Source organism: Streptomyces sp. NPDC059201, from assembly GCF_042754585.1.
Classification (GTDB): Bacteria; Actinomycetota; Actinomycetes; order Streptomycetales; family Streptomycetaceae; genus Streptomyces.
In genome coordinates this window covers 132,922-150,463 of the sequence record NZ_JBHZBB010000014.1, presented here as the reverse complement: position 1 = coordinate 150,463, position 17,542 = coordinate 132,922, and the positions used below count along the sequence as shown (strand labels likewise).

General features: G+C 73.2%; 15 protein-coding genes. 5 read left to right on the top strand and 10 right to left on the bottom strand.

From position 1 onward, the window contains the following. The 6 genes from ACFXMG_RS34395 to ACFXMG_RS34370 form a co-directional block, all read right to left on the bottom strand. Positions 1–591 (bottom strand): hypothetical protein, encoded by a 591-nt coding sequence (locus tag ACFXMG_RS34395; RefSeq protein ID WP_383824245.1) that lies wholly within the window; start codon positions 589–591, stop codon positions 1–3. After that, the gene (locus ACFXMG_RS34390; protein ID WP_383824243.1) at positions 578–2,149 is read right to left on the bottom strand and encodes a substrate-binding domain-containing protein; all 1,572 of its coding nucleotides are present in this window, start codon (positions 2,147–2,149) and stop codon (positions 578–580) included. The genes ACFXMG_RS34395 and ACFXMG_RS34390 overlap by 14 nt, the downstream gene beginning before the upstream one ends. After that, positions 2,146–3,402, bottom strand: coding sequence for a toxic anion resistance protein (locus ACFXMG_RS34385; RefSeq protein ID WP_383824241.1), 1,257 nt, complete (start codon positions 3,400–3,402; stop codon positions 2,146–2,148). Before ACFXMG_RS34385 ends, ACFXMG_RS34390 begins: the two co-directional genes overlap by 4 nt. Next, positions 3,399–4,523, bottom strand: a complete 1,125-nt coding sequence (locus ACFXMG_RS34380; protein WP_383824238.1) for a hypothetical protein — start codon at positions 4,521–4,523, stop codon at positions 3,399–3,401. Before ACFXMG_RS34380 ends, ACFXMG_RS34385 begins: the two co-directional genes overlap by 4 nt. Positions 4,524–4,678: 155 nt before the next feature. Next, complete coding sequence (locus ACFXMG_RS34375; protein WP_383824235.1) at positions 4,679–5,068, bottom strand: hypothetical protein; 390 nt, start codon at positions 5,066–5,068, stop codon at positions 4,679–4,681. 123 nt (positions 5,069–5,191) lie between these two features. Further along, positions 5,192–6,403 (bottom strand): pyridoxal phosphate-dependent aminotransferase, encoded by a 1,212-nt coding sequence (locus tag ACFXMG_RS34370; RefSeq protein WP_383824232.1) that lies wholly within the window; start codon positions 6,401–6,403, stop codon positions 5,192–5,194. A 162-nt stretch (positions 6,404–6,565) separates the two neighbouring features. On the opposite strand from ACFXMG_RS34370, the gene mptB reads away from it, so the two are divergent. Next, positions 6,566–7,966, top strand: coding sequence for a polyprenol phosphomannose-dependent alpha 1,6 mannosyltransferase MptB (gene mptB / locus ACFXMG_RS34365; protein ID WP_383824230.1), 1,401 nt, complete (start codon positions 6,566–6,568; stop codon positions 7,964–7,966). On the opposite strand, the gene ACFXMG_RS34360 is transcribed toward mptB, so the two are convergent. Then, on the bottom strand, positions 7,963–9,588 hold the full coding sequence (locus ACFXMG_RS34360) for an amidohydrolase family protein (protein WP_383824227.1): 1,626 nt from the start codon (positions 9,586–9,588) through the stop codon (positions 7,963–7,965). The two genes, mptB and ACFXMG_RS34360, sit on opposite strands and share 4 nt — an antisense overlap. A 13-nt stretch (positions 9,589–9,601) precedes the next feature. Next, positions 9,602–10,870 (bottom strand): alanine racemase, encoded by a 1,269-nt coding sequence (locus ACFXMG_RS34355; RefSeq protein ID WP_383824225.1) that lies wholly within the window; start codon positions 10,868–10,870, stop codon positions 9,602–9,604. Between the two features lie 141 nt (positions 10,871–11,011). On the opposite strand from ACFXMG_RS34355, the gene ACFXMG_RS34350 reads away from it, so the two are divergent. The 4 genes from ACFXMG_RS34350 to ACFXMG_RS34335 are packed head-to-tail and all read left to right on the top strand — an operon-like array spanning position 11,012 to position 13,806. Next, positions 11,012–12,109, top strand: a complete 1,098-nt coding sequence (locus tag ACFXMG_RS34350; protein WP_383824222.1) for a sugar kinase — start codon at positions 11,012–11,014, stop codon at positions 12,107–12,109. Beyond that, positions 12,106–12,879, top strand: a complete 774-nt coding sequence (locus ACFXMG_RS34345; protein WP_383824219.1) for an IclR family transcriptional regulator — start codon at positions 12,106–12,108, stop codon at positions 12,877–12,879. Before ACFXMG_RS34350 ends, ACFXMG_RS34345 begins: the two co-directional genes overlap by 4 nt. After that, entirely contained in the window at positions 12,876–13,298 is a 423-nt protein-coding gene (locus ACFXMG_RS34340) for a RidA family protein (protein WP_383824217.1), read from the top strand. Before ACFXMG_RS34345 ends, ACFXMG_RS34340 begins: the two co-directional genes overlap by 4 nt. 43 nt (positions 13,299–13,341) lie before the next feature. Beyond that, positions 13,342–13,806 carry a hypothetical protein gene (locus ACFXMG_RS34335; protein ID WP_383824214.1) on the top strand — a complete coding sequence of 155 codons (465 nt, stop codon included), beginning with the start codon at positions 13,342–13,344 and terminating at the stop codon, positions 13,804–13,806. A gap of 7 nt (positions 13,807–13,813) precedes the next feature. On the opposite strand, the gene ACFXMG_RS34330 is transcribed toward ACFXMG_RS34335, so the two are convergent. Beyond that, the gene (locus tag ACFXMG_RS34330; protein WP_383824212.1) at positions 13,814–15,157 is read right to left on the bottom strand and encodes a M14 family metallopeptidase; all 1,344 of its coding nucleotides are present in this window, start codon (positions 15,155–15,157) and stop codon (positions 13,814–13,816) included. Between the two features lie 241 nt (positions 15,158–15,398). Further along, positions 15,399–17,138 (bottom strand): chitinase, encoded by a 1,740-nt coding sequence (locus tag ACFXMG_RS34325; RefSeq protein ID WP_383824210.1) that lies wholly within the window; start codon positions 17,136–17,138, stop codon positions 15,399–15,401. Between the last annotated feature and the right edge of the window lie 404 nt (positions 17,139–17,542).

Genomic DNA, 17,542 nt, shown 5'->3' with positions numbered 1-17,542 from the left:
TCAGGTGCCCCGGTCCTCCAGATAGCGGGTGTGCGCCCGCTGGCGCAGCTCCTCCGCCTCCTGGAGCGCCGAGGCGATCTCGCCCGCCTCCTCGCGCAGGGCGGCCAGCTGCCGCTCCAGATGCCGCTCGGGCGGCTCCGAGCCCGGGTTCACGCGGGACCACCAGCGGGTGCGTACGAAGGCGTCGACCGCCTCCGGCACGTCCTGGCGCACCGCGCGGGCCAGCACGTGGAGGTGCTCCGGGTCGCTGACCCAGCCCGGCTCCAGCAGCGCCTCGAAGAGGGTGTCCAGCTCGTCGAGCCGCTTCCGCGCCGCCTCCGGCAGCTCGACCTCGGCCAGATACTCCCGCAGGGTGACGTGGTCCGCGCGCAGCGACTCCAGCTGCTCGTCGGCGCTCGGGAAGTCCGGGGTGTCCGGCCGCTCGGGCGGGGCGATCAGCGCGCCAGCGCCGTACAGGCCGAGCACCACCAGCGGCCAGAGGCCGCCGGCCGCGCCGGTGAGGCCGATGCCGAGACCGGCCAGACCGCAGAGGCAGCCGGTCAGGTTCTTGCGGGACTCCGCGTAGCGGAGCACGGGGTTACTGGTAGCCACGGATCTCCTCGAAGGCGCCGTTCAGGGAGCCCTTCGTCGCCTCGAAGAGCTTGCCGCCGGTCAGGTCCGCGATGTGGTCCAGCTCGACCCGGTCGGAGTCGCCGAAGAGGATCGGGAAGACCGGGGTGCGCCGCTCCTCGGCGGGCAGGGCGGCGAAGAAGGCGTCGAAGCCGGCGGCCCGCATGCCGTCGGTGTTCTCCCCGTCCGTCATGAGCACGACCGAGGTGAAGGTGTCGCGGGGGGAGGCGCCCAGGCTGCGGTACGCCTCGGTGAGGCTGGAGTAGATCGCGGTGCCGCCGGAGGCGGTGAGCTTCCCGGCCTCGGCGCGCAGCGCGTCCCGGGCCTTCGCCGGGTCCTTCGGGTCGACCGTGTACGTACGCACCTCGCCGGTCTTCACCGCGCCGCCGAAGGGCATCAGGGTGACCTCCTCGCGGTCCCGGAAGTCCTCGGTCAGTTCGGCGATGGCCTCCTTGAGGCGGGCCAGCCGGTCGCCGGCCATCGATCCCGAGGTGTCCAGGACGTAGACCGTGCGGGAGGGCCTGCGGAGCGTGTTGTCGTACGCGTCGAGCAGGCCGTCGGCGACGGACCGGCTGCCGGGGAAGGGCAGTTCGCGCCGCAGACCGCGGTCGAGCCGGGGCGAGGGGGCGACGCCGGCGACGACCGGGCGGCGCAGGGTGGTCTCGGTGATCCTGCGCTGCGCCTCCGGGGTGCGGAGGTAGGTGGTGAGCCGCTGGGCGGAGTCCTTGGCGGCGGCGGAGGCGGCGGTGAGGAGGGTGAGGGGGTAGTCGGCGGTGACGACGCCGTCGGAGGGGCGGATCACGGTGAGTTCGCCGGGCGTGGAGAGCAGTACCGACTCGTAGTTGACCAGCGCGTCGATGTCGGTGCGGCGGCTGTAGGCGGCGGCGAGCCAGCCGGAGGAGCCGGAGGTGAGCTTCTGGCCGGTGAAGAACGCGCGGAGCTTCGGCGTCGCCTTCTCCACGTCCTGGTCGCTGAGCGCGGACTGGGCGCCGGAGAGTCCGGAGGCGACCGAGACGAGCGCGGCGAAGCCGGAGTTGGAGCGCTTGGGGTCGGTCATGCCGTACGTCAGCTTCCCCGCGGCGACCGCCTCGTGGAGCTGCGACCAGGTGACCTTCGCCGGGTCCCAGCCGAGCCGGGTGACGACCTCGGGGCGGACGCCGAGCGCCACCGGGGAGGTCATCACCGGGGTCTCGTTGGTGATCCGGCCGGAGGTGTCGGGGCGCAGCCGGAGGTAGTCGTTGGAGGAGAGCCAGACGGCGTCGTACTCCTTCTCGGCGCGGCCCGAGGCGATCTGCTCGACGGCGTCGAGGGTGCCCGCGTAGGTGGTGCGGACGGTGACGCCGGTGGCCTCGCGGGCGTCCTCCAGGACCGGTGCCATGTCGGCGAGTTCGGAGGAGGCGAGGACGCGGAGGGTGCCGGGCGCGGCGGGCGCGGGGGTGGGGCTCTTCGCCGGGGTGTCGTCGGGCGAGCAGGACGCGGCGGTGGTGGTGAGGGCCAGGCCGAGGGCGAGGGCGGTGAGCAGTCTCGTACGGGTTCTCATGCCGAGGGGCCGCCTTCCAGTGCGCTCGTGCGGCGGCTGCGGTCCAAGTGGGCGCTCGCTTCCTGGAGTTCGCTCGTGAGGGAGGAGACGGTCGCGGCCATCGCCTCGGTCGCCCGGACCTTGTAGGTGTCGATGGCGTCGAGCGTGCGGTAGATCTGCTGGAAGGCGGTGCGCAGGGTCTCGGCGCCGACCGCCGGGTCGGCGGCGATCCGCTGGATCTCGCCGGCCTGGGTGGAGAGCATCTCGGCGTTGCCCCGGATCAGGTCCTCGGTGGTCGAGCGGAGCACGTTCACCTGCTCGGTGACCTTGCGCTGGTTCTCCAGGGCGGAGGCGAGCATGACCGCGATCCGCAGCGCCGACAGGGTCGTCGTCGCGGCCCGGTCGACGCCCTTGATCAGCTCGTCGTTGTTCCGCCGGACGACGTCCATCGCGAGGTAGCCCTGGGCGCAGACGGCGAGCTGGGTGAGGAGGTCCTGGTGCTTCTGGCGGACCGGGAAGAGGACGTCGGCGCGCAGCGCGTCCGCCTGGGCCGCGTCGGGGGTCTCCGCGATCCGCTGGGCCACGGCCGCGTCGAGGGCCTCGGTGAGGACGGCGAACTCCTGGAGCTTGCCCATGGTCTCCCACAGCCGGGCCCGCTCGGTCTGCAACGCGGCGTTGTCGCGCCGCAGTTCGTCCTGGCCGCCGCGGAGCGAGCCGACGATGCGGTTGAGGGTGGCCTGGGAGGAGGCGTACTTGGCGACGTGGTCGCGGAACCGGTTGCCTCCGGGCAGCTTGGCGAGGAGGCGCCGGGCGCCGCGGCCGGGGGTGTCGCGCGGGTCGAGGTCCTCGACGGTGCGGCGCAGCTCCACCAGGGAGGAGCCGACGCGGGACGGGGCGTCGCCGCCGCCCTGGCCGAGGGAGCGGACGGTGCGGTCCAGCATCCGGTTCGACTGCTGCGCGGCGGCCCGCATCTCTCCGGAGCCGAGCCCGGCGATCTCGCCGATGCGGCCTGCGAACTCGGGGGAGCGCGGGTCGAGTCCGGCGAGCGAGCCGACGTACTCCTCGGCCCGGCGGGACATCTCGGTCCGCACCGACGCGTCCAGCGGCACAAGCCCGGACGCCTGCTCGGCGCGGACCACCGGGGCCGGTGCGGGCGGGGTGAGGACGAGCGGGGTGTCGTGCTCGGGCGGGGTCAGGAGGAAGGTGCTCTCCGGCGGGCCCGCGTACGGGTTCCGGGGCTGCCCGCCGGCCCGCGGGTCGGTCTGCTCGGTCATGCGGTGCCCCCCTGGTCCCGGGCCCGGCGCGCCATGTCGCGCAGCACCGCGCCGGTGGGCACGGGCGCCTGGCGGACTCCGGTGAGTGTCTGGTTGAGGTATTCGCCGTACTGGTTGGTGGCCTCGGTGAACTCGGGCGCGGCGCCCTGCGGCCGGAAGCCGTGCCGGACGGCGAGGCGGCGCAGTTCCGGGTCCTCGGAGAGCAGCCGGCCCAGCTCCTTGCCGCCCTCGGAGAGGGGGACGAGGGTGTGGTCGCTGTTGACCGTGGTGTCCGGGTAGAGCACGACGAGGTCGCCCATCGGCCGGCCGGCGAGGAGCTGGGACGCGACCTGGGACTCGTAGACGAGGACCAGCGGGTTGCCGACGCCGCTCACGAAGTCCCGGAAGGGGGCGTCGGAGCCGGTCTGCTGGGCGCCCTGCACCTGGGTCAGCTTGCGCAGCAGCGGGGCGGTGCGGCCGACGGCCGCCTTGCCGTCGGCGACCCGGCCGCCGTCGGCGACGTAGCTGGCGGCGGCGAGGTAGAGCGCGCCGGAGTTGGAGGCGACCGGGTCGGTGGAGGTGATGAAGAGGGTGCCGCTCAGTTCGGCGTGCTTGTCGGCGCCCTTGAGCTGCTGCCAGGTGCGGTCGGCGCGGACGGCGGCCAGATAGGCGTCCATCCTGAGGATGCCGCTGGTGCCGCGGGCGCCGAGGGTGGCCAGGCCGTTGCCGGCGAGGACCCGGGCGGCGTTGCTGTGCGCGACCACCACCAGCGGCGAGTAGAAGGGGCGCAGCGGCGCGCCGACGGCCTTGCCCGCTGCCTTGGCGCGCAGCTCGTCGGCCGGTCCCTTCGAGGACGGGAACGCGAAGTCGTAGCCCTCCAGGGGCAGTTGCTCCATGTCCCAGGACCCGGAGGTCTCGGTGCTCACGGTGAGGCCCTTGGCGCGCAGGGCCTTCACGACGTCGGGGTCGGTGAAGAACTCGCTCTTCTCCGAGCCGATGACTCCTCGCACGGTCTTCGTTGCCGTGCCCTTGTCCTGATCGCCGCCCGTCACGAGGACGGCGGCTACGCCGCCGAGGAGCAGGACGGCCAGGACGATTCCCAGAATGCGTCTCACGCGGGCAGAGTGCTCGCGGAAACCCACATTCCAGGGGGAGTTGGGTGGACGGGCGGTGAAGGACCGATCCCGGTAGGGAACCGGAGGGGGACCCGCCGGAACGGCCGGGTGGCGACCGGGTGGAGGGCGGCCGGGTGGAGGGCGCCCGGGCCGCGCGGTTCGTGCCGCGCGACCCGGGGCCGTCAGGGGGCGGCGACCAGGGGGGTCCCGGTCAGGGCCGCGGTGTGCGCGTCCATCCGCTCGGCGGCGAGGATCGCGGCGGAGGTGTCCGCGCGGGAGGCGGCGACGACCAGGGCGCGGCCGGCCAGGGCGTGCGCCTTGCGGTGCAGGTCCTCGGGGGTGGCGCCGCTCAGTCCGGCGTGGCGGGCGGGCGGCGCGCCGCGCAGCCGTGCCACCTGCCGGGCGATGAGCTCTCCGCCCTCGCCGTCGCCGAGCTCGTCGGTCACGGCGAGCAGGGCCGAGAGGTGGCCGGCGAGCTGGATGTCCAGCTCCTCCTCGCGGGAGCGGTGCGGATACCCGCCGGGGTCGGCGCCCGTCGTGTGGACCGACTTGGTGCGGATCGGTTCGTACATGGGGACGGCCTCCTGACTGCTCGAAGGCCATCCTAGCTTAGATTCTGTCTAAAGTTGATGATCGTCCGGTTCAAGTGCGGGTCAAGGCTCGCCGCGCGCGGGTCCAGGCCGTCCGCGCACGGGTCAAGGCTGGCTGTAGCCGTCCAGGAAGCGGCCGATCCGCGTCACCGCGTCCGTGAGGTCCGCGACCGACGGCAGCGTCACGATCCGGAAGTGGTCCGGCTCGTGCCAGTTGAAGCCCGTCCCGTGCACCACCATGATCTTCTCGGCCCGCAGCAGGTCCAGGACCATCTGCCGGTCGTCCTTGACCTTGTAGACGTTCGGATCCAGCCGCGGGAACAGGTACAGCGCGCCCTTCGGCTTCACGCAGGTCACGCCCGGGATCGAGGTCAGCAGCTCGTACGCCGTGTTCCGCTGTTCGAGCAGCCGCCCGCCCGGCAGCACCAGGTCCTCGATCGACTGCCGCCCCTGGAGCGCGGCGGCCACCGCGTGCTGCGCCGGCATGTTGGCGCACAGCCGCATGTTCGCCAGGATCGTCAGGCCCTCGATGTACGAGGAGGCGTGGTGCTTCGGGCCGCAGACCGCCAGCCAGCCCGAGCGGAAACCGGCCACCCGGTAGTTCTTGCTCATCCCGTTGAAGGTCAGACAGAGCAGGTCCGGGGCGATCGCGGCGGTCGGCGTGTGGGTCGCGCCGTCGTAGAGGATCTTGTCGTAGATCTCGTCCGAGCAGACCACGAGCCCGTGGCGGCGGGCGAGGTCCGTGAGCCCCCGCAGCATCTCGTCGTCGTAGACGGCGCCCGTCGGGTTGTTCGGGTTGATGATCACGATCGCCTTGGTGCGGTCGGTGATCCTCCGCTCGATGTCCGCCAGGTCCGGCATCCAGTCCGACTGCTCGTCGCAGCGGTAGTGCACCGCCGTACCGCCCGCGAGGGAGACCGAGGCCGTCCACAGCGGGTAGTCCGGGGCCGGGACGAGGACCTCGTCGCCGTCGTCGAGCAGCGCCTGCATCGACATCTGGATCAGCTCGGAGACGCCGTTGCCGAGGTAGATGTCCTCGACGGACAGGTGGATGCCCTTGGTCTCGTAGTGGCTCATCACCGCGCGGCGGGCCGCCAGCAGCCCCTTCGCGTCGCCGTAGCCGTGCGCCTCGGAGAGGTTCCGGAGGACGTCCTCCAGGATCGCGGGCGGGCACTCGAAGCCGAAGGCGGCCGGGTTCCCGGTGTTCAGCTTGAGGATGCGATGACCCGCGGCTTCGAGCCGCATCGCCTCTTCGAGCACCGGGCCCCGGATTTCGTAACAGACGTTGGCGAGCTTCGTGGACTGGATCACCTGCATGACGAGAGCTTACGGCGGGGGGCCGCGCGATGCCTCGTGTTCTCGGACACGTCGGGCAGCTCGGGCACGCCCGGAACACCGGGATACGCCCGGCGTACGCCCGGGGTACGGCGGGGTACGGCCGGGTCCCGGACGTCCGCGCGAAGGGTAGGTTGGCTGCTCATGTGGGTTTTTCGTGCCGCCGGGTGCCGGTGGCTGGGGGCGGGCGGATCGCTCGCCGTGGCCGCCGGGGGATACGCGGCCGGGGCGCTGCCCGTCGTCGGCGGAGGCTCCCTGTGGGCGCCGCGCGGCTCCGCCGCCGAGACCGCCGGGGCCGTCGTCGCCGCGCTCGGGCTGACGCTGCTCGTCGCCGCCTGGTGGCGGTACGGCGTCCTCCTCGCGCGCGGGGCGGCGGACGGCGTCCTCGGGACGCTCGCCGCCTGGGGCGCGCCGCTGCTCCTCGCGCCGCCGCTGCACAGCGCCGACGTGTACAGCTACATCGCGCAGGGCGCGATGGTCCTGGAGGGGTACGACGTCTACGGCGCCGGGCCCTCGGTGCTCGGGCCCGACCAGCTCGGGGCGGACGCGGCGGCCAGCGTCGGCGGGAACTGGACCGACACCCCCGCCCCGTACGGCCCCGTCTTCCTGCTGATCGCCGAGGCGGTGGTGAAGCTGACCGGCGGCGCCGTCGTCCCGGCCGTCCTGCTGCTGCGGCTGGTCGCGGTCGGCTCGCTGGCGCTCATCGTCTGGGCGGTGCGCGGCTTCGGGCGGGGCGACGGAGCCCTGTGGCTCGCCGCGCTCAACCCGCTGCTGCTGATCCACGTCGTCGGCGGCGTCCACAACGACGGGCTCATGATCGGACTGATGCTCGGCGGGGTGCTGCTCGCCGTGCGCGGCCGGTGGGTCCTGGGCAGCGTGCTCGTCGGCTGCGCCGTCATGGTGAAGTCGCCGGCCGCCGTCGCGCTCCTCTTCATCGGCGTCCTCGTCGCCCGGCGGGCCGGCGGCGGGCCGCGCGGGATCGCGAAGGGGCTCGTGCTGCCGGGGGCCGTCGCCGGGGCGGTCGCCGCCGGGGCCGGCCTGCTCTCCGGGACCGGGTTCGGCTGGCTGGGCACGCAGTCCGTCGCCGGGGCCATCCACACCCCGCTCTCGCTCACCAGCGACCTCGGGCTCGCGCTCGGCACGCTGGTCGCGGACGACCCCGAGCCGGTCAAGGCCGTCGTCCAGAAGCTGGGCCTGCTCGCCGCCGCCGTGATCATCGCGGTCCTCGCGCTGCGCGCGTACCGGGGCCGCCTCGACCCCGTCCTCGGGCTCGGCTACGGGCTCCTCGCGCTGGTCGCGCTCTCGCCGATGGTGCAGCCCTGGTACCTGCTGTGGGGCACGGTCGTCGTCGCGGCCGTCGCCTGGCACAGCCGGGCCGGGCAGGTGCTCGCCGTGCTCTCCGCCGCGCTCGTGTACGAGACCCAGCCCTCCGGCAGCACCCCCTGGTACGGCTTCGTCGCCGCCGGTCTCGTCCTCGCCCTCGGCGCCCTCTGGCTCCGGCGGGACCGCTGGCCCGCCGCGGCCCCGCTGCCGGACCGGCCCTAGCGGGGCTCCGGCGGGCCTTCGCCCCGGACGGGTGTCCGGCGGATCGCGCGGCCCGCGAGGACGTCCGTGCGGCGGCCGTCCTCGATCACGAAACGGCCGTCGATCAGGACGTGCGGGATGCCCGTCGGGAGGGTGCGCGGGGAGTCGTACGTGGCTCCCGCCGCGACCGTCGCCGGATCGAAGAGCACCAGGTCCGCCACGTACCCCTCCCTCACAAGCCCCCGGTCGGGCAGCCGCAGCCGGGCCGCCGGGCGCGAGGTCAGATGGGCCACGCACTCCTCCAGGGAGAGCACGCCCTCCTCGCGGACGTAGCGGCCCAGGTACTCGGGGAAGGTGCCGTAGGCGCGCGGATGCGGCTTGGCGCCCTGGAGGATGCCGTCCGAACCGCCGGTGTGGACCCGGTGCCGCATGATCGCCCGCACGTTCTCCTCGTGGCCGACGTGCTGGAGGATCGTCGAGCCCAGCCGGTCCGCGAGGAGCAGCGCCCGCGCCTCCTCCCAGGTGGCGAGCCGCCGGCCCACCCGCTCCGCCAGGGACGGGTCGGAGGTCCCCGAGATCTCGATCGTCGACCAGTCGACCGGCACCCCGTGGCAGCCGTCCGAGCCGGTCACCTCCAGGTCGTGCCGGATCCGCTCCGCCGCCGCCCCGTCCACGAGCCGCGCGAGGACCGCCTCCGGACCGCCCTCCTGCGCCCACGACGGCAGCAGCGCGAGCAGCGTCGTACAACCGGGGGTGTACGGATACGTGTCGAGGCTGAGGTCGGCGCCCGCGTCGAGCGCCCGGTCGAGGAGCGCCAGCAGCTCCGGCGCCCGGCCCTCGTTCTCGCCGAAGTTCAGCGTGGCGTGGGCGAGATGGAGCGCGCAGCCCGCCTCCCGGGTGAGCGCGATCATCTCCTCGTACGCGCGCAGCGCCCCCGCCCCGTAACTGCGGTGGTGCGGGCAGTAGTAGCCGCCGTACCGCGCCACCACCCGGCACAGCTCGGTGAGTTCGGCGTCGGGGGCGTACATGCCGGGGGTGTACGTCAGCCCGGAGGACATGCCCACCGCGCCCTGCGCCAGGCCCTCGGCGACCAGCCGGCGCATCCGGTCCAGCTCGGCCGGGGTCGCCGGGCGGTCCTCCCAGCCCATCGCGTACATCCGGACGGTGCCCTGCGGGACGAGGTACGCGGCGTTCACCGCGATGCCCGCGCCGCCGTGCGCCCCGTCGAGCCGGTCGAGGTACCCGCCGACCGTCCGCCAGTCCAGGTCCAGATCGGAACCGTCGCCGTTCCAGCCGGTGATCGCCCGCCGGACCTCCTCGCGGGTGCGGTCGTCCACCGGCGCGTACGACAGACCGTCCTGGCCGAGGACTTCGAGCGTCACGCCCTGCGCGGCCTTCGCGCTGTGGTCCGGGTCGCGGAGCAGCGCGAGGTCGCTGTGGGCGTGCATGTCGACGAAACCGGGGGAGAGGGCCAGGCCCTCCGCGTCGACGGCCCTCCTGGCCGTCGGCCGCTGGCAGCCCGCCGCCGCGGCCTCCTTCACGATCGAGACGATCCGGCCCCCGGCCAGGGCCACGTCGGCCCGGTAGGAGGGCGCGCCCGAGCCGTCGACGACCTCGGCGTCCCGGAGGACGAGATCCATCATGCCCCGGCCCCCGTCAGAAGAAGGTGCGGACGTAGTCGACGACCGTGCCGTCCGCCTCGACCAGCGGGATCAGCTGCCACTTGTCGAAGGACGTGCACGGGTGCGACAGGCCCATCCCCACCCAGTCGCCGACCTCCACGTCCGCGCCGTCCTCGGTGCTCAGCCACGCGTGCTGGTCGGACAGGGCGGTCACGGCGACCCCGTCGGCCGGGCGGACCTCGCCGGTCCGGGCGGAGCGCACCACCTGCGCCTCCGGCAGGTGGAGGTCGTACGCGGCGTCCCGCTTGCCCGCGTTGGTGAACGCCTGCCCGGCGGACGGGCGCGACACCACCTGCGACCAGAGCCGGAACGCCGGCTGGAGGACGCCCTCCTCGGGGACCCGGTTGAACGGCGTCTTCTCGCGGTACTGCCCGTCGTCGTGCGACACGTACGCGCCCGAGCGCAGCAACTTCAGCACGGGGAGCGAGAGTTCGGGGATCTCCGCGAAGACGTCGGCGACCGCGTCGAACCAGGCGCTGCCGCCCGCGCTCACCACGATCTCGCCCACGGACGCGTCGAAGCGCCCGTCCTTGTCGAAGGCGGCGGCGAGCCCGGTGAGCCGGCGCAGCCAGCCGCGGACCGACTCCGCGTCGGCGCCCGGCACCTCGGCCTCGTAACCGGCGACACCGACCAGCCGGAGGGTGGTGGTCGCGGCGATCGCGTCCGCGACGGCCGCGCACGCGGCCTCCGTACGGGCGCCGGTACGGGCCCCCTCGCCGGCGCCCAGCTCCACCACCACGTCCAGCGGGCGCCGGGCCCCGGCCGCCCGCAGCGCCTCGTCCATCAGCTCGACCCCGCGCACCGAGTCGGCGTAGCAGACCAGGCGGAACTCCGGGTGCGCGTCCAGCTCGGCGGAGAGCCAGCGCAGCGCCACCGGGTCGACGACCTCGTTGGCGAGGAAGATCCGGTCGACGCCGTGGGCGCGGTAGACGCGGACCTGGTGGGGGACGGCGGCGGTGATGCCCCAGGCGCCGTGCTCGATCTGGCGGCGGAAGAGGACCGGCGCCATCGAGGTCTTGCCGTGCGGGGCGAACGCGAGGCCGTGCCGCTCGGCGTACTCCTCCAGGGCGCGCAGGTTGTGCTCGACGGACTCGGCGGAGAGGGCGAGGACCGGGGTGGTGAAGCCGCCGGTGAAGAGGGAGCGGCGCTGGGCGGCCAGCTCGCCGACGGTCAGGCCCTCGGCGTCCGGCGGCAGGCCCTTGAAGCGGTGGTCGACGCGCTCGTCCGACAGGTCGGTCGGCATGATCCCTCCTCCAGGGCGTTGCATGGTGTGCAACACCCATTGCTTATATCGCTCACCGCTGTCTAACATCCGGGCCGAGGCCGGGTCAATGGACACGGGCCCTGACGACCTTCAGCCCCGATGACCCGCAGGAGCGTGACCATGGCCGGACCACCGCCCGAGGTCGTCTGCGTGGGCGAGTCCATGGTGACCTTCCTGCCCTCCCGGCCCGGCCGCCTCGCCGACGTCCCCGCCTTCACCCGCGCCATCGGCGGCGCCGAGTCCAACGTCGCCTGCGCCCTCGCCGCCGCCGGACACCGCACCCGCTGGGTCGGCCGGGTCGGCACCGACGGCTTCGGCGACCACCTGCTCGACACCATCGCAGCGTACGGAGTCGACACCCGCGCGGTCCGCCGCGACCCGCACCGGCCCACCGGCGTCTACTTCCGCACCGACGCCGACCGGGCCACCGACGCCCACGAGGTCGTCTACTACCGGGCCGGCTCCGCCGCCTCCGCCATGTCCCCGGACACCGTCCCGTACGCCACCGTCGGCGACGCGAGGATCCTGCACCTCACGGGCATCACCGCCGCGCTCTCCCCCGACTGCCGGGCCCTCCTCTACGCGCTGACCGAACCCCGCCCCGACCGCCCCCTCGTCTCCTTCGACGTGAACCACCGCCCCTCGCTCTGGCGCGACGACCGCGCCCCCGAGGTGCTGCGCGAGCTCGCCCGCCGCGCCGACCTCGTCTTCGTCGGCGCCGACGAGGCGGAACGCCTCTGGGGGGCCACGGACCCCGCCGCCGTCCGCGCCCTGCTGCCGGAACCGGCGGTGCTGGTGGTCAAGGGCGGCGAGGGCGCGGTGGTGGCGTACGAGAGGCTGGGAGCGACGGACGAGGGGGAGCGGCGGGTGGACGAGGCGAGCCGGGGGGTGGACGAGGCGAGTCGGGGGGCGGACACCGTGACCAGCGTGCCGGCGCCCCGGGTGGACGTCGTCGCGGCCGTCGGGGCCGGGGACGCCTTCGCCGCCGGGCTCCTCTCCGCCACCCTCCGCGGACTCGGCACGCGCGCACGCCTCCGCCACGGGCACCTCGCGGCCGCCGCCGCCCTCACCGTCCCCGGGGACCTCGCCGCCCCTCCCCGGCGCGCCCACGCCGACCGGCTCGCCGCGCTCGACGACGACGCCTGGGGGAGACTGCACCTCGGCCCCGGCTGGACGTCGGCCGACACGGAGGCCGACCAGGAGGTACGTACCCGATGAGCCAGACCGTCGACCGCGCGCTCAGCATCCTGCCGCTGCTCGCGCAGGGCCCCGCCGACCTGGGCCAGGTCGCCGAGCGCCTCGGCGTGCACAAGTCGACCGCCCTGCGGCTGCTCCGCACCCTCCACGAGCACGGCCTCGTCTACCGGCAGCGGGACCAGCGCTACCGCCTCGGCGCCCGCCTCTTCGCCCTCGCGCAGGAGGCCGTCGAGAACCTCGACGTCCGCGAGATCGCCCACCCCCACCTCGCCGCCCTCAACGAACGCACCGGCCACACCGTCCACCTCGCCGTCCACGAGGACGGCGAGGTGCTGTACATCGACAAGGTCGAGAGCCGCTACCCCGTCCGCATGTACTCGCGCATCGGCAAGCCCGTCGCGATCACCGTCGCCGCCGTCGCCAAACTGCTCCTCGCGGACCTTCCCGAGCCCGAGCGGCGCGCCCTCGCCGCCCGGCTCGACTACCCCCGCTACACGTCCCGTTCGACCCCCGACGCCGCCGCCTTCCTCCAGGAACTGGCCACCGTGCGCGACCAGGGCTGGGCCACCGACCTCGGCGGCCATGAGGAGTCCATCAACTGCGTCGCCGCCCCGATCCGCGGCGCCGACGGGCGTGTCGTCGCCGCCATGTCGGTCTCGGCGCCCAACGTGGTGGTCACGGCCGAGGAACTGCTCGCCCTGCTGCCGCTGGTGCGCCGTACGGCGGAGGCGGTCAGCCACGACTACTCCGGCACCACCCCACCGAAGGAAGACGAGGAAACCCCCGCATGAGCGACCGCACGACCGAGAAGACCGCGATCACCCCGGCCACCCACACCACCCCGCCCGCGAAGTTCTCGCACGGCGTGCGCAAGGGGAACATCCTCCAGGTGGCCGGCCAGGTCGGCTTCCTCCCGGCCGTCGAGGGGCAGCCGCCGACGCCCGCCGGGCCGACGCTGCGCGAGCAGACCCTCCAGACCTTCGCCAACGTCAAGGCGATCCTGGAGGAGGGCGGCGCGGGCTGGGACGACGTGATGATGATGCGCGTCTACCTCACGGACGTCGACCACTTCGCCGAGATGAACGCGCTCTACAACCAGTACTTCGAGGAGCAGGAGCTCAAGGCCCCGCCCGCCGCCCGCACCACCGTCTACGTCGGACTCCCCAAGGGACTCCTCATCGAGATCGACGCGCTCGCCGTCCTGGACTGAGCCCGCTTGCCCCGCTCACAGGGGCGTCGGCCATACTGCCGCCGTGGAGCAGAGCAACGGACCCATACAGCAGCCCCTGCGCGCCGCTTCGGCCGACCCGGGATCCATCCCCGGCATCACGGGGGTGACGGTCGCGTCCGAGGACGCCACCGAGGACATCACGGACGACGTCACCGAGGACGCGCCTGAGACCGAGGAGGCCGAGTCCAAGGCCGAACCGGCCGACGGTCCCGTCTTCGAGGCCGCCGACCGGCGGGGGCGGATCGTCGCGGACGCCGAGGGCGTCCGGCTGAGCTACGACGAGGAGGCGTGCGAGTTCCGCTGGGACGAGCTCGCCGCCGTCGAGAGCGAGAAGGGGCGGTTCGGGAAGAAGTTCACCGTCACCGTGCACACCCCTGACCGGCGCTGGTATCCGATCGAGATCGTCGCGCCGGACAGGGGGCACATCGCGGGCTGGGAGACGGAGCTGGACGCGGTCCTCGACGCCTACTTCGACGAAGCGTCCTGACTGTTCGTCAGTTCGTGCAGTACTGCGCCTGCTTGCCGATCGAGCGGTACATGCAGTCCGCGTTCTCCACGAGCTGGAGGACGGCGTCGCGGTTGCGGCTCGTCTCGCGCTCGATCACCTCGTCCGGCGGGTAGAAGCCGCCGCCCCCGGACGAGGCCGGATACATCTCGAAGGTGTACCCGAAGATCTTGTGCGCGCCCCAGAGGTAGTCGTCGATCGACCCGTCGGTGATGTAGAGGTCGCTCGACTGCTCGGCGGTGTAGCCGTTGCTCGCCGCCATGCTCCGGCCGACCGCGGCGAAGGCGTTGCGGTCGTCCTGGGTCATGCCCGGCGCGGTGTCCGCGTACGTCCAGCCGAACGGCCACAGCACCAGCTCGCTGTACGTGTGGAAGTCGACGCCGGCCTTGATCTGCTGCTTGCCGCCCACGACCCGCGAGCGGACGAAGTCGGCGACGACCTTCACCTCGGGGGCGGACTCGGGGGCGGTGCCCCGGTAGGTGTCGGAGCTCTTGGAGCCGGAGGAGCCGCCGCAGCAGCCCCACTTGTAGTCCCAGTTCCGGTTCATGTCGGTGCCGATGGCCGAGGAGCCGGAGTTGGGCTGCCGGTTCTTGCGCCAGCTGCGGTAGGAGCCGGAGGCGATGTCGTACTCGCCGCCGTCCGGGTTGAGGTCCGGCACGATCCACAGCTCGCGCCCGTTGACGGCGTTGGTGATCCGGGAGTCGGAGCCGTATCCGGCGCCCAGCTCGCGCAGCAGGTACAGCGCCATCTCGACGGTGAGGTGTTCGCGGGCGTGCTGGTGGTGGGTGAAGAGGACCTCCGGCTCGTTCTCGTCCACGGCCACGTTGTCGCTGATCTTGATGGCGACGATGTCGCGGCCCTGGTAGCTCTTGCCGATGACCCGCTTGCTCATGATCGACGGGTACGCGGCGAGCCGCTGGTCGATCTCCGCCGTCATCTCGGCGTAGTTGTGGTACTTGGCGTCGGCGGAGGGGAAGTCGAGCGGGCCGAGGGAGGACCGCGCGGCCTCGCCCCGGTCGGGCGGGCCGGGCAGGGCGACCGCCTGGTAGCCGAGGGCCTGGAGCCGGCCGAGCTGCCGTGCGTCGGCGCTGACCACGACCGACCGGGCGTCGACCTCGTCGATCGAGACGCCGGTGGCGGCGAGCGCGGTGCGGGCGGCGGGGGTGGAGGGGCCGGCGATCTCGTACTGCCGGATGACCTCCTCGCCGCCCCTGGAGGCGGTCGGCTGGTCGGCTCCTGCGGGTGAGGAGAGGGCGGAGAGGGGCGCCGCGAGGGCGAGCGCCACGAGGGCCGCGAGGGTGGCGGACTTTCTGCCGCGTCGGGGACGTCGCATGGTGTCTCCTGGGTGGGGAGTGTGGGGGAGTGCGACAACAGGTGCGGGTGTCCGGGGCACATGGTGGGGCCATGTCATGGACGGGTCAAGAGAGGGGGTTCGGCCATGATCGGCCCACGCTAGGCGACGCGGGTCCTGGACGCGGCAAGGCGCCGCCGGAAGTCCGGCGGCGCCTCGGGGGAAGGGTCCGTAAGGGTTACGGCAGGGGCCGTGAGCGATACGGGGTCGGGGTCACCGCGGGTTACGGCAGGCCGTGGACGTGCGGGCCGACCGCGTTCGACCAGGCGTTGCCGGCCGTCGCGTCCCAGTTGGTGGACCAGGTCATCGCGCCCCGGAGGGTCGGCCACGCCTGGGCGGGCTTGAAGGTGCCGCAGCCCGTCAGCTTGGTGAGGCAGTCGATCGCGTTGTTGACGACCGACGGGGCGACGTAGCCGCTGCCCGCGCCGCGGGTGGAGGCGGGGACGCCCAGACCGACCTGGGACGGGTCGAGACCGCCCTGGATCTGGATGCAGGCGAGCGCGGTGAGGAAGTCCACCGAGCCCTGGCTGTAGACCTTGCCGTCGCAGCCGAGCATCGAACCGCTGTTGTAGTACTGGGTGTTGATGACCGTGAGGATGTCCTTCACGGCGAGCGCGGTCTTGAAGTACTCGGTGCCCGTGTTCTGCATGTCGATGGTCTGCGGGGCCATCGTCAGGACCATCTGCGGGCCCGCCAGGGCGGACAGCTGGCGCAGCGCCTTGGTCAGGTACGTGGAGTTGATGCCGTGCTCGAGGTCGATGTCGATCCCGTTGAAGCCGTACTCCTGGAAGAGCGCGTAGGCGCTGTTCGCGAAGGCGGTGGCGCTGGCGTCACTGTTGATCGTGACGTTGCCCTTCTCGCCGCCGACCGAGATGATCACCGACTTGCCGGCCGCCTTCTTGGCCGCGATGTCGGCCTTGAAGTCGGCGACCGAGGTGTAGCCGACGGCCGGGTCGAGGTTGAAGACGATCTGGCCGGGCGTGGCCGTCGAGTCCGCGAAGGAGACGGCGATGATGTCGTACGCGGCCTGCACGTCGCGCAGCTTCTGCTTGGTCGCGCCGTTGTCGAAGTTCTGCCAGTAGCCGGTGACCGCGTGCTTCGGGACGGCCGGGTTGTCGCCGCCGCCACCGCCGCTCTTGGCCGTACGGGCGCTCACGGCCGTCGACTTGGCGGACTCGCCCGCCGAGTTGGTCGCCGCGACCTGGAAGGAGTACGCGGTGTCGGCGGCGAGGCCGGTGACCGTGGTGGAGGTGCCGCTCACGGTCGCGGCGAGGGCCCCGTCCCGGTACACCTTGTAGCCCGTCGCGCCGGAGACCGCGCCCCAGCTCAGCGGGACCGCGCTGGTGGTGGGCGTGCCGGCGGCGAGCCCGGCCGGGGTGGCGGGGACGACCGGGTCGGGGTCCTGGCCGCCGCCCCCGTCGGGGCCGAAGACGCTCACGTCGTCCACGAAGTAGGCGGCCGTGCCGTACCACCCGTGGGTGTAGATCTGGACCGAGGAGGTCGCGGCGCCGGTGGTGAAGGTGGTGGTCAGCTGCTTCCAGGACGGGGAGTCCGGCGTCCAGGTGGAGACCGTGCCGGTCCCGGTGCCGGTGCCGCTCGCGCCGAGGTAGGCGTAGCCGCCCTGGACCCAGGCGCTCAGCGTGTAGGTGGAGTTGGGCTTCACGGCCACGGTCTGCACGCACTTGGCGTTGTCGAGACCGGCGGGGAGGGCCTTGAGCGCGCCGGCGCCGGTGCGGGCCGGGGTGGCGACGGCGGTGCCGGTGCCGGCCGAGCACGACCAGTTGGCGAGGCCGTTCTCGAAGCCCGCGTTCCGGGCGTTGTTGACGTCGGCGGCCAGGGCGGTGCCGGCGCCGCCGACCAGGGCCAGGCCGGATCCGACGGCGAGCGCGAGCGCTCCGCCGATCCAGCGGCGCGCGGCGGTGCGGCCGGCGACCGGGCGGGTGGTGGTGCGGTCCACGTGCATCCTCCGGTGGGGGAGTCGGGAGCTGGAGGTGCCGTACGTCGTCGTACGGGGGAACTGCGGTCAGGGATGGGGCAGAGATGGGGATCAGGAGGTGGCCACCGCCGTCGTCGCACCAAGTTGGTCCAGACCAATTGTGTTGTCAAGACCTCCGGCAAGTGGAACTCGTACGTCCGGCCGAGGAACTGGGGGGCGGGAGTTGACGGATTGCGGGTTCATCACCACGGTCCGCGTGGATAAGGTGCAGAGCAGGCGTGACGTGCGACCCATGGGGAAGGGGGAGCACGGGAAGACGGGGGGTCCGGCGTGTCGACAGCGGTCGTGGTCACCGGGGGGGACCTTGTGCTGCCGCCTGGTGATCCCGCTACGCCCAACGCCGCTGTGCTGGCCGACCCCGGGGCGCGTAG

Bases quoted from the DNA above. Each gene is read 5' to 3' on its own strand.
- ACFXMG_RS34360 (WP_383824227.1), bottom strand. From the start codon at position 9,588: ATGATGGATCTCGTCCTCCGGGACGCCGAGGTCGTCGACGGCTCGGGC.
- ACFXMG_RS34340 (WP_383824217.1), top strand. From the start codon at position 12,876: ATGAGCGACCGCACGACCGAGAAGACCGCGATCACCCCGGCCACCCAC.
- ACFXMG_RS34330 (WP_383824212.1), bottom strand. From the start codon at position 15,157: ATGCGACGTCCCCGACGCGGCAGAAAGTCCGCCACCCTCGCGGCCCTC.
- mptB (WP_383824230.1), top strand. From the start codon at position 6,566: ATGTGGGTTTTTCGTGCCGCCGGGTGCCGGTGGCTGGGGGCGGGCGGA.
- ACFXMG_RS34385 (WP_383824241.1), bottom strand. From the start codon at position 3,402: ATGACCGAGCAGACCGACCCGCGGGCCGGCGGGCAGCCCCGGAACCCG.
- ACFXMG_RS34375 (WP_383824235.1), bottom strand. From the start codon at position 5,068: ATGTACGAACCGATCCGCACCAAGTCGGTCCACACGACGGGCGCCGAC.
- ACFXMG_RS34350 (WP_383824222.1), top strand. From the start codon at position 11,012: ATGGCCGGACCACCGCCCGAGGTCGTCTGCGTGGGCGAGTCCATGGTG.
- ACFXMG_RS34325 (WP_383824210.1), bottom strand. From the start codon at position 17,138: ATGCACGTGGACCGCACCACCACCCGCCCGGTCGCCGGCCGCACCGCC.
- ACFXMG_RS34355 (WP_383824225.1), bottom strand. From the start codon at position 10,870: ATGCCGACCGACCTGTCGGACGAGCGCGTCGACCACCGCTTCAAGGGC.
- ACFXMG_RS34370 (WP_383824232.1), bottom strand. From the start codon at position 6,403: ATGCAGGTGATCCAGTCCACGAAGCTCGCCAACGTCTGTTACGAAATC.
- ACFXMG_RS34390 (WP_383824243.1), bottom strand. From the start codon at position 2,149: ATGAGAACCCGTACGAGACTGCTCACCGCCCTCGCCCTCGGCCTGGCC.
- ACFXMG_RS34345 (WP_383824219.1), top strand. From the start codon at position 12,106: ATGAGCCAGACCGTCGACCGCGCGCTCAGCATCCTGCCGCTGCTCGCG.